Here is a 12788-nt window from a genome sequence, read left to right as displayed (position 1 = left end):
TTTTTCACAATAGGGAATCTACTTCAAAGGGAGTTTATAGATGTAAACAACTTCTTTAGCAAAAGCCATTTAAGGTTTTCCCATATAATTTGTTAAAAATAACTTCATCATTAGCAATCTACGAAAATCAACCTTTTCTCGTATAATAGATTTTCTTCAATTTTTTAAAGCACTCTCAGTCAATTTCCTATATAATCAAGACAGTTTCAGGTAACGAAATGATGACATTTTTAAGATAAAATGAAAATAGCTTCACTGGGAGGAATGGTGATTTGAAGGAGGAAGTATTACGGGTAAAACATAGGATTAAAGGTAAGGATGATTATTCTTTTGACTTTCATTCCCATCCAGAATATGAAATTTACTTTTTTCACAAGGGATCATGCCGCTATTTAATCCATAATAAAATTTATGACTTAGAGCCTGGTGATATTTTGCTTATGGATGGCCTGACAATGCATAGGCCAAATTTTGATCCGAATATGGATTATGTCCGAAGCCTGCTTCATTTTTCACCAGAGTGGATTAAAGGATTATTGGAAGAGCTAGGATGTATGTATTTAATTGAAGTTTTTCAAAAGCTGCATCATTGTTTAATTCGAACATATGAGAGTGACCAATCAAAGAAATTAGAAGGATTGATTTATCAACTATCAGAGCTTAAGAATAAAACGGATGATCATGATGAGCTAGCAGAAACAGAAATGAAGGTTTTGTTTATCCAAATATTAATCAAAGTGTATCAGCTAGGACAGCTTGTCTCACTGAAAATCCCGAATCAAAAGGGTGACAAAATCGAGCATGCAGAGAATATCGCAAATTATATTCAACACAATTATATGAAAAAATTAACACTCATCACAATTGCTGAAGCACTTAATTTGAGTAAGTCCTATGTCTCCCATGTATTTAAGGAAATGACAGGATATACCGTGATGGAATATGTTATGGGATGTCGCCTAACACAGGTGAAATATTTACTAGAAATGGAGCCTAATAAAGCCATTCATGAAATTGCCTATGAGTGTGGATTTGAAAGTGCCTCCCATTTTAGTCGATACTTCAATGAGAAAATTGGTGTAACAGCTCGTGAGTATCGAAAAATGCGTTTGCAAAGCTGATAGTAGAAATATTGGATATTGAGAGTAGAGGTTTAAAAGAAAAGTTACGTTTTACTTTATGAAATAAAATGTAAGCGTTTTATAAAATATGATTTCATTTTCAACTATGATCTCTAATTGTCGTAAACATTTGTGTAAACAAAATGAAGGGTTGTGGTTTTTTGAAATTAAAATGGTTAAAGCATCGTCCTAAAGCACAAGCGGGTGTTTCATGGGGAGTTCCATGGAAAAAAGGCCAGCTAAAAAAAGAAGACAACATAACGCTCATTGAAGAGGATCGTAAGAAAATTCCAATTCAAAGCTGGCCGATGGCTTATTGGCCTGATGGGAGTGTTAAATGGACAGGTCACAGCGCTGTTTTTCAACCAAACGGCAATAGGTATGAACTAAAAGTTGGCGAAAATCAACATCCGAAAAATCCATTGCGTGTAATAGATCTTGAAAATCAGATAATCGTAGATACAGAAGAAATCCAATGGACGATAAACAAGCAAGGCAGCCATTTTATCGAGAAAATTGTTAGCGGTTCATCTGTATTAGGGGAAAAGGGGAGATTGATGTCCATTCAAGAGATAAGGGGTGAGACTTCAGAAATAAAGTCGATCCAACAAGTCCCATTTGAAAGTAAGATTACCCATGTGGAAATTGAACAAGATGGTCCATTAAGATGTGTCATTAAAATCGAAGGTGAGCATGTAAGTAGCTCAAAAAATCTTAAGAAATCATGGCTTCCTTTCCATTTACGTATCTACTTTTATGCACAATCTCCTTCAATAAGAATGGTTCATACCTTTTTCTATGATGGAGACCCTCAAATAGATTTTATTAAAGGATTAGGAATGGAATTTTCGCTACCTTTAAGCGGTGAACCGTGGAACCGCCATTGTCGATTTGCTTGTGATGAAGGAATTTATTCAGAGCCTGCTCAAATTTTGTTAACAAGAAGACATCGAAATGCTGATGGACTATATGAAAAACAAATAAGAGGAGAAGTAATCGATTTTTCGGAGCAAAAAGATCAAAATTTCCTTGAGCATGTCAAACAAAACGCCATTTGGAATGATTTTAAACTAACCCAGGATTCAGCAGACCATTACCGGATTGTCAAACGTACAAAGAATGGCTATTCATGGATTGAATCAACACATGGCAATAGAGCAAAAGGAATGATGTATACAGGTGGAGAAAAGGGTGGGATTGGCATTGGTGTAAAAAGCTTTTGGCAGAAGTTCCCTTCCACTTTAGAAATTACTGGTTTAAATCAAGCAGCAACAAAATTAAAAGTATGGTTTTGGTCACCTGACAGTGAGGCAATGGATTTAAGGCATTATAGTGAAGAAACGCATGTTGTAAGTGCTTATGAAGGCTTTGACGAAATGCGGGCAACCCCATATGGAATTGCTAACACTAGTGAAGTATTTTTGCAATGCTATCGCGCAATTCCAACAGACGAAGAGCTCGTTGAAAAGGTAGAAGAATGGCAAGCACCAATCCTCTTAGTTTGTAAGCCGGAATATTATTATGAGACAAAAGCGTTAGGAGTTTGGAGTTTACCTGATACAAGTCATCCAGTAAAAGCACAGCTAGAAAAAGAGCTTGATAAAGCGATTTGCTTTTATAAACGTGAGATTGATCAACGTAGATGGTATGGATTCTGGAATTATGGAGATGTCATGCATACATATGACCCGATCCGTCATCAATGGAGATATGATTTAGGTGGCTTTGCTTGGCAAAATACTGAGCTCGTGCCGAATATGTGGCTATGGATTTCCTTCTTACGTTCAGGGCGGGAAGATATCTTCAAAATGGCTGAGGCGATGACCCGCCATACAAGTGAGGTCGATGTCTATCATTTTGGAGAATATGCTGGACTTGGCTCAAGACATAATGTCGTCCATTGGGGATGTGGCTGTAAGGAAGCGAGGATAAGTATGGCTGGCCTCCATAAATATTATTATTTTCTCACAACAGATGAACGGACGAGAGATTTATTAATAGAAGTGAAAGATGCAGAATTTGCTCTTGCAAACTTAGACCCAATGAGAGAATTTTATCCGGATGATCAATATAAGACACATGTTCGTGTAGGGCCGGATTGGGCGGCGTTTTGCTCAAATTGGTTATCTGAATGGGAGAGAACAGGGAATATCGATTATCGAAATAAAATCATTAAAGGAATTGAAACGTTCAAACAATTGCCATTACGTTTGCTGTCAGGACCAACCTTTCGGTATGATCCCAAGACAAATGAGCTCTATCATATTGGGGATGGCATTGCAGGTGGCTATCATATGATTATCGCTTTTGGTGGACCACAAGTTTGGATGGAGCTAGCTGAAGTTTTAGAAGACAAAGAATGGGAAGAGATGCTTGCTGAGTTCGGCGAATTTTATGAATTAAGTCAGGAGGAAAAGCTAGAAAGAAGCAATGGAAAGCTGCATAACAAATTATTTAATAATCGTATGTTAGCCGCTGACATCGTCGCCTATGCAGCTGCAAAGAAAAAGAGCCCGTCTATTGCTGCGAAAGCATGGAATTTACTACTCAATAAAGAAGTAAATCAGGTAAAGCTGCCAATGGAGGAAAATGAAATACACGCATGGAGAAAGTTAACAGAGGTTCCTACGATAACGACGAATACCACATCACAATGGTGTTTAAATACGATAATCGCCTTGGAGTTAATCGGTGATTATTTACCTTCTAATCTAAAGATACATGATCATGATAATATGAATCAACTAACATAAGTTGGGCTGCTATTTATTAGCAGTTTATATCTAACTGATTTTTGCCCATAAGTTACCAATATAATTATAGCGAAAAATCAGATGAACGGCAAATTTTATCGGGGGATGGAATTGATTGTTTGGTTGATTGGTACTTAAAAAATGATTGAAGAAGCAAAACCATTCACACAGTGATGGCTTGTTTCCAATAAATTTATTTACTTACAGGGGGATTGATCGAAATGAGAAAAGGTAAAAAAGAATTAAGGAAAAAAATAGTCCTACCTTTACTTTCAACGGTGCTTCTTTCTTCATCATTAGTCGCATGCAGCAATTCAGAATCGTCAAGCAGTGATTCGAAAAAAGGCGGTTCGGATAATAATACGATTAGCATTATGACAACAACATTTGACACAGACCCTCCAGGTGACGACAATCCGGTTTTAAAGGCACTTGAAGAATATACAGATACCGATATAAAAATCACATGGGCATTGAATAGCTCATATCAAGAAAAACTAAACATTACGTTAGCCTCTGGAGATCTCCCAGATATAATGATGATTCCAGGAAAGGAGCCTAGCTTCATCAGTGCAGTTAAGGATGGGGCGTTTTGGGAATTAGGACCTTACTTAAAGGATTATCCTAATTTAAGTCAAGCAAATGAGATGATATTAAATAATAGCTCAATTGATGGAAAAATTTACGGGATCTATCGCTCACGTCCTTTAGGGAGACACGGCATTACATTTCGAAAGGATTGGCTGCAGAAGGTTGGACTAGAAACACCAAAAACAATTGACGACTTTTATCAGATGTTAAAGGCATTTTCAGAAGAGGATCCAGATGGAAATGGCAAGGATGACACTTACGGAATGGTTATTTCAAAATACACAGGTCCATTTGATATTATGCAAACATGGTTCGGTGCTCCAAATAAGTGGGGAGAGGATGCTGATGGAAACCTCCAACCGGATTTTATGACAGAAGAATATGTCAATGCGCTTAAATTTTTCAAAAAGCTTTATGATGAAAAATTAATCAATGAGGACTTTGCTGTCATGGATCCACAAAAATGGGTAGACCCGCTTCTAAATGGGAAGGCTGGGGTGATTGTAGATGTTGTTGACCATGCCCATCGTGCCGAAGAGGATATGCTCGCTGCAGATCCGAATATGAAAGATGCAATCGATGTGATTGGTGCTGTTGAAGGACCTACAGGACTTCATAACCTTCCAACTTCAGGATATTCTGGAATGCTTGCCATCCCTAAATCAAGTGTAAAAACAGAGGAAGAGCTAAAAAAGGTATTAACGTTTATTGATAAATTAAATGACGAGGAAGCACAAATGCTAGCAAATAATGGGGTTGAAGGGCGTCATTACGAAATAAAAGACGGTCAATATGTAGACTTAAAGAAAGACAATGAAGCGCTTACTCAAGAAGGCTCAGGATTTAACCAATTCCAACCATACATCCCAGAAGAACGTTTTATCAAACCAATCCAAACACCTTTAAGAGACAAAGAAGCACAGGTCATGAAGGAGAATGAAGAAATCGTTGTTCCAAATCCAACTGAATCGCTTGTTTCTGAAGTATATGCCCAAAAAGGTCAGCAATTAGACAACATTATCAATGATGCACGAATTAAATTTATCGTTGGGCAAATCGATGAAACGGGATTTAAAGAAGCAATTGAATTATGGCGTAGCACCGGTGGAGACGATTATATTGAAGAAATCAATAAACTATACAAGGAAGCAAGCAAATAGACAAATGAGCTGTGAAGTCGGTTGGTGAGGTTAATGCTCATCCTCTAACTCAAGGGAAATATATGGTGGCATGAAAGGGAAATGTGGGAACTTTAAAACAAAATGTGGAAACAAATCTATTTATGAATCAAAAGCGGATCACTACGATGACGAAATGGCAGCATCAGTTATTTTTTTGAGAAAACAAAGCAATATGAAGCCATGATTCGATCCTTCTATCAATCTATAATATTGCTAATTAATCAAATTATATGAAGTTAGATTGGAATAGTCTAAAAAATTCGGGTAATCTGAATCGAGTTTCAATATAAAACAATATAACACAGCAATGAGAAAGAGGAAGCTGATAAACGATTTGGAGAAAGGAAATGGTCAATTTTGAAGCATAAATTTGCAGTCCAATTGTATACATTACGAGAAGAATTAAAAACGGGAATCCGTCCAATTTTTAAAAACATTAAGGAGATGGGCTGGGCAGGTGTGCAAATATCTGGCCTGCCTAAGGATTATGATCCAAACGAGATTGCGTTGGGATTAAAAGAAAATAATTTACTAGCAGCAGGAATGCACGTTTCATTGAATCGTTTAAAGAATGATCTCAAGGCAGTATTAAATGAAGCAAATTTGTATGGTACAAAGGATCTTATTCTTCCCCATGTAGCAGCTGAATTTAGAAATTGCGAGCAATACAAGGAAATAAAAAAATTATTAAACCAATTGGCAAAGGATGAGCCTGAGTATCGGTTTTCCTATCATAACCATGCATTTGAGTTTGATATTGATATAGAGGGGCAAGATGCACTAAGTTATATCCTTGATCCATTAGATGATAATCGCATTTTAGCTGAAATCGATGTGTTTTGGATAAAAAAGGCAGGCATCGAACCGTTGGAATATATCAAGCGATATGCGAAAAGGATGCCGATTATTCATTTAAAGGACATGACGGATGATGAACGACAAACGTTTGCAGAAGTCGGCACAGGTGTTATCGATTTTCTCCCAATCTTTCAATGGGGGGAAGTAAATGGGATCGAATGGTATGTAGTAGAGCAGGATATTTGTGAGGGTCCGCCATTAAGATGCTTAGAAACAAGTTTACGAAATCTTACCCAATTTGCTGAAAAAATAAGCGGTAGTACTAGTCGGTAGAGAGGTTCATCTTTGAGAAATGATCTAAATAATATGGAGTGAGATAAATGAGTTTAATTAAAGTTGGCGTGATTGGAATTGGTAATATGGGTCGATCGCATGTAAGGGCATTAAGTGAAGGGAAAATAAAGGGAGCTATTCTAACTGCTATATGTGATCCTTTTCAAAACGAGCTTGAATCGATAATGGGTCAAGATGATAATGTGAAGATTTTTCGAGATGAGGATGATTTTTTTAACACAGCTGTGTTTGATGCAGTCCTTATTTCAACGCCACATTATGATCATCCAAGACTGGCAATGAAGGCATTTGCGAAAGGACTGCATGTTCTTATTGAGAAGCCTGCTGGTGTTTATACGAAGGATGTAGCGGAAATGAATCTTGCGGCAAAGGAAAGTGGGAAGGTATTTGGGATTATGTATAATCAACGCTGTAACCCAATTTACCAAAAGCTGCGCGAGCTTATTCTTTCAGGTGAGCTAGGAGAAATCAAAAGAACGAATTGGATTATCACAGATTGGTACCGCTCACAAAGCTATTATGACTCAAGTGAGTGGCGAGCAACCTGGCAGGGAGAAGGCGGTGGGGTTTTATTAAACCAGGCACCTCATCAGCTTGATTTATGGCAATGGACAACAGGACTTATGCCGAAAAAGGTCCATGCCTTTTGCAGCTATGGTAAATATCATGATATTGAAGTTGAGGATGATCTTACCGCCTATGTTGAATATGAAAATGGAGCAACAGGCGTATTCATCACATCAACTGGTGAAGCACCTGGAACAAACCGCTTTGAAATCACTGGTGACCGCGGAAAGCTAGTTGTTGAGAACAGCAAGCTTACCTTTCACCGCTTAACTCAATCTGAGCGTGAATTCAATGCAACCTATACCGGTGGCTTTGGAAGACCCGAATGCTGGACAATTGATATCCCGATTAAAGGTAGACATACCGAACATCAAGGAATCATGCAAAATTGGATTGATTCGATTACAAAAGGAACACCGTTATTGGCTCCAGGGGAAGAGGGAATCAAGGGACTGGAAATCTCCAATGCGATTTATTTGTCCTCCTGGTTAAAGGAGCCAGTGGACCTGCCAATTGATGCGGAGCTTTTTTACGAGAAGCTGCAAGAGAAAATAAGAAATTCGACATTTCAGAAAAGGGCTGTCGGTAAGGTGAATTTGGATGTGTCGGGGACTCATTAGGGGGAGAAAAAGCTGATAGATTCATTGCCTAGTTATTTAATTAAACAGCATTCTGTTTATCTGCAATTCTAACTAAAATTAATTTTTTTCCTCTTTATGTTATAAAAATGAATATATGGTATGTACGCTTTGGTACAAAACATTCAGAAACTCCAATTCCTTTATATGGTATTGGAGTTTTTTATATTAGGGACTAAAATTATTTTCCTTCAATTTCACAATAAGAGGTTTAGTGACATGATTATAGTTCCTTTTTGCTAACCGACTAAGTTTTTCAAAGTAAAATCTTTACTTTGTAGGGTAACCTAGTTGAAAACTAAAAGTTAAAATGAAAGTGCTTACAAAAATTTCTATTATATATATTTATAACTCTGATATTTAAGATTCTAAAATTTTACTGAGGTAAGAAGGTTGAGTTCGATTTTTCAACCTTCTTTTCAGTAAAAATGTATTCTTATTAATTTTGAGCTTATCACAAAAATAATGAGTGAACTATTGTTTATAAACTATGAAAGCAAGTTTTAAAGTCATATGATCATGTAGTGAAGGGAGCATAAAAATTGGGGAAAGTTCTCAATATCTCGAAGTTTTATCATTTATTAGAATGGATTATGTGGTTAGCTTATATAAATTTACTTTGGATAGGGAGTGTACTTGCTGGGTTCATTGTCTTTGGTATATTTCCAGCAACGGTTGCAATGTTTGCGGTTATTCGGCACTTACTTCTTAAGGATGGCACTGGTAAACAAATTTTGAAAACTTTTGCTATCACTTATAGGAAAGAATTTTTCAAGTCTAATGTTATCGGAGTAATCTACCTAGTTATCGGTTATTTGTTATATCTTGATTTTCAATTTATTCAAAATATGACAGGTGCATCATTTTATGTGTTTCAAACAGGGATGATTTTCATAACGATTATTTACGTTATTTCTTTCTTATATATTATTCCAGTGTATGTACATTATCATTTGAAACTTCTACAATATTTTAAACATGCTGTTTTAATCGGCATTCTTAGTCCAATGATGACACTTCTAATTGTCATTGGATTATCCTTCCTATGTTTTCTACTATTTCTTATACCAGGTTTGATTCCTTTAGTAACTTCCAGCACAGTTGCGTTAATCATGATGAGTTGTGCTTTAGTTGGGTTTCGGAGATTAGAGGGGAAGCAGCAAACATCTAATGAAAGAATGTGACTCTACCCGCGAATTTAGTGTGATATGATGAAATGAGAGTGTTGCATTTAAGGTCATACATTATTTGTCGCATGATTGGAGGAAAATAGCTATGGCATATAAAGTATTCTTAGTAGATGATGATCGATTTGTTCGCAAAGGATTGATTAATCTAATTGATTGGGAAGGCTGTGGCTTTGAAGTTTGTGCAGAAGCAGATAATGGAGAGGATGCCTTAGAGTATATCCAAACGAATCATCCCGATTTAGTTATAACTGATATTAAGATGCCAGTGTTAGACGGTCTTGAGTTGATTAAGCAGACTGTTGAAACGAAGAAATCTCCACCTAACTTTATCATTATAACAGGGTATAGTGACTTTAAGTATGCTCAAAGAGCCGTAAAGTATAGTGTGGATGATTTCATACTGAAGCCAGTTGATAAAGATGAGATTGAAGAAACGCTTAAAAAGGTTGCGGAAAAGAAAAAGAGAAAGCTACAGGTTGACCGAAATAGAAACAATATACTTGCTACTACTGCTTTTAATGAATTGTTAACCGAAGAATTAGAAGAAGCACATCGTCATGATTGCATGAAAAAGTTGAATATCAACCAAACAACAGGAATGGCTTACATGATTATTGAGATTAATAATATTATTGTAAACGTTGCCAAATTGCGTGATATTATAAGTAAAATGCTCCATGGTGAACATTATCATTCTAGTACTTTGTTTCGGGACCATGGGAATAATCGTATCGGCATATTAGTCAAAAGTGAGGAAATGGAACAATTTAATGGAAATATCATTCACTTTTCAGAAGCATTAAAAAAGCAGTTAACGAACAGCTTGAATACAGAAGTTTCTCTCTATATTGGAAAAATCATCAATAATCCCAATGATATCAAGGAAACGTATGATACTGCGATAAAAGCTTTACAATTTAAATATTTGGAATCTTTAGAAAGCCCAATTATATATGGTAAAACAAAAGTGTCCAATGTTAATTACATCGAGCTTGACCAAACTATCTATCAAACACTTTTTGAGTACATTGAGGAAAATCAGCCTTCGCAGATAAAAAATGCAATTGATAAAATGTTTGAGCAATTTCAAGACAAGGCGTTTGCAAAAGATGCGGTAAAAACATCCATTAATCGGGTGGTACATGAAGTAATAAAAACGATTCAGACAATGGAGGGGGATGAGAAAAATTTATCCTTCCTTCAAATCATGTTAAATTGGGAAAATCAGCCTCGAACGTTGCAAGTGATAAAGGGGATATTTTTGGATTTTATATTAGAAGCTGCAGCATTAATCAATCAATTGAACAAAGAATCTGGAACAGTCCATATTCGTAGAATTAAAAAATACGTTGATATGCATTACAAAGAAGACATTACATTAAAGAGTATTGCAAATCAATTTTTTATGAATCCTGTCTATATGGGACAGCTATTTAAAAAAACATATGGCATGTATTTTAAAGATTACCTTTTACAAGTTCGTATTAAGGAAGCGAAGAAAAAGCTAAGACAAACAGATATGCGTGTTTATCAGGTAGCTGAAGTCGTTGGGTTTTCTAATTCGGATTATTTTGTCACTCAATTTGAAAAAATCACTGGTATGACACCAACTCAATACCGAAAAAAAATATTGAGAAAAATGGATGAAATGGAGCTACCATGAGGGTCTACAAGTTTAATAATTTAAGTTTAAGAAACAAACTACTTATCATTTATATTTTTACTGTTTTTATTCCAATCACATTAACGCATATTGTGTTTTATCATGTTACGACAAATAATGTTAGAAATCAGAAAATGAATGATTTATCACTTACTGTAAAGGAAATAGCTAACGATTTTCAAACAGCGATAGATGATGCGGTTGGAATTTCCTCTATGATATATACGGACTATGAACTATACAATCTATTAGAAACGAAATACACCTCAACGATTGATTTTATCCACGCCTATCATGATTATTTCGGTGATATAAGTAAGGAAGTGTCACTTTATCCATCTGTTCATTCGATAAAATTATACACCGATAATGATACCGTCATTTTTGCAGGTGGGATTAATAAAATTGACACACTTGTTAAAGATTCTACATGGTATAAGGAATCAGAGTTAATAAGAAGCTCCTACCCAGTTTTAATCCGTACGGTTGGGGATTCAGGGAAACATGATATGTTCAGTTTAATCAGAGAGATGGATAATTTTGTTTCTAAAAATTCAACGCAAAAAATCCTTGAAATTAATCTGGAGTCAGGATTAATGTCTAGTATTTTTCATGATGTGACGTTTCCTGGAGAGCTATATTTAGTAAATGACAAAGGAACAATTGAGTATACGACAAATACAACGATAAATTGGTCTGAAAGGAAATTTCCATACGACTCTGTTACATTGCCTGGTGATAAGATCATATTTGAGGAATCATATAATCTTCCATATTTAAATAAGTGGAAGGTTATTGCTGTTACAGAAGAGCAAGTTTTACTTGAGGATATTAAAGGATCACGTAATTTCATCCTTTATTTAGCACTTATTAATTTAGTTTTCCCATCTCTTTTTATCATTTATATAACAAGCTCCCTTCATATGCGGATTTTGCGTATTTTAAAGCATATGAGGAAAGTAGAGGATCAAAACTTTGAACTAATAGAAGGTGTTAATTATCAGGATGAGATAGGTGAACTTACCCATGCATTTAATAGAATGGCATCTAAAATAAAGAGACTGATTAAGGAAGTGTATGTGGCTGATATTCAAAAAAAAGATTTAGAATTACAACGAAAGCAAGCACAGTTGAGTGCTTTACAAAGCCAAATTAACCCACATTTCTTATTTAATGTTTTAGAAACAATTCGAATGAGAAGCATTCTAAAAAATGAAGATGAAACAGCTAAGATTATCGAAAATATCGCAAAAATGCTTAGAAAGTCATTTATTTGGGGGAAGGATTGGGTTACTGTTGACGAAGAAATCTATTTAATTAAATGTTTTTTAGAAATACAGCATTACCGATTTGACGATAAAATGCAATATCAAATAAATATTGATCCAGAAGCCTCTAAGTGTCTTATCCCAAACATGTCGCTCATTCCTTTTGTTGAAAATGCTAGTATTCATGGTATTGAACCGATTAAAGGCAAAGGGATGATCAGCATTTCAATAAAGCGCGAAAATGATCGATTAGTATTTGAGGTTAACGACAATGGCCAGGGGATGGAAAAAAATGAATATGAACAGCTTCTCGGATCATTAGAGGAGGTTTCCAGCATTGGCGAACATGTGGGGATAAAAAATGTCTACTATCGTCTTAAGTTACATTACTCTAATCAATTTGATTTTAGTATCGTAAGTAAAAAAGGAATCGGAACAACTGTAAAAATTCAAGTCCCATTTTTTGAACATAAGTATTAATTATTCTTTCTTTAAGTTATTACGATAAAAACAGTAACCAATGTGTATCGTTTTTAACGGTGTACATTGGTTTTTCTTTATATGAAAGGAGGACTATAGTTTACAAAGTAAAAACTATACTTTGTAAGGTCACTTAAAATAGGTGTCTAAGCTATAATGAAAGTGCTTACAACAATAGGGTGAA

8 protein-coding genes are annotated in these 12788 nt (G+C 35.5%); all 8 read left to right on the top strand.

What is annotated here, in order from left to right:
* Positions 1-272 precede the first annotated feature (272 nt).
* On the top strand, positions 273-1121 hold the full coding sequence (locus ACTJJ9_RS10765; protein ID WP_145583596.1) for an AraC family transcriptional regulator: 849 nt from the start codon (positions 273-275) through the stop codon (positions 1119-1121).
* A gap of 143 nt (positions 1122-1264) precedes the next feature.
* Positions 1265-3874, top strand: coding sequence for an exo-rhamnogalacturonan lyase family protein (locus ACTJJ9_RS10760; RefSeq protein ID WP_145583598.1), 2610 nt, complete (start codon positions 1265-1267; stop codon positions 3872-3874).
* A 221-nt stretch (positions 3875-4095) separates the two neighbouring features.
* The gene (locus ACTJJ9_RS10755; RefSeq protein WP_145583600.1) at positions 4096-5625 is read left to right on the top strand and encodes an extracellular solute-binding protein; all 1530 of its coding nucleotides are present in this window, start codon (positions 4096-4098) and stop codon (positions 5623-5625) included.
* 378 nt (positions 5626-6003) lie between these two features.
* Positions 6004-6777 (top strand): sugar phosphate isomerase/epimerase family protein, encoded by a 774-nt coding sequence (locus ACTJJ9_RS10750; RefSeq protein ID WP_145583602.1) that lies wholly within the window; start codon positions 6004-6006, stop codon positions 6775-6777.
* 47 nt (positions 6778-6824) lie between these two features.
* The gene (locus ACTJJ9_RS10745) at positions 6825-7985 is read left to right on the top strand and encodes a Gfo/Idh/MocA family protein (protein ID WP_145583604.1); all 1161 of its coding nucleotides are present in this window, start codon (positions 6825-6827) and stop codon (positions 7983-7985) included.
* Between the two features lie 560 nt (positions 7986-8545).
* The gene (locus tag ACTJJ9_RS10740) at positions 8546-9187 is read left to right on the top strand and encodes a YesL family protein (protein ID WP_145583607.1); all 642 of its coding nucleotides are present in this window, start codon (positions 8546-8548) and stop codon (positions 9185-9187) included.
* A 91-nt stretch (positions 9188-9278) separates the two neighbouring features.
* Complete coding sequence (locus tag ACTJJ9_RS10735) at positions 9279-10856, top strand: response regulator (RefSeq protein WP_145583609.1); 1578 nt, start codon at positions 9279-9281, stop codon at positions 10854-10856.
* A complete protein-coding gene (locus tag ACTJJ9_RS10730; protein ID WP_145583611.1) occupies positions 10853-12604 on the top strand; it encodes a sensor histidine kinase in 1752 nt (583 codons plus the stop codon). Before ACTJJ9_RS10735 ends, ACTJJ9_RS10730 begins: the two co-directional genes overlap by 4 nt.
* The last annotated feature ends 184 nt before the right edge of the window (positions 12605-12788 follow it).

This window comes from Metabacillus sp. 22489 (genome assembly GCF_052044855.1).
In the GTDB taxonomy this organism is placed as follows: Bacteria; Bacillota; Bacilli; order Bacillales; family Bacillaceae; genus Metabacillus; species Metabacillus niabensis.
The sequence above is the reverse complement of the archived record's forward strand: the minus strand, read 5'-3'. Positions and strand labels throughout refer to the sequence as shown.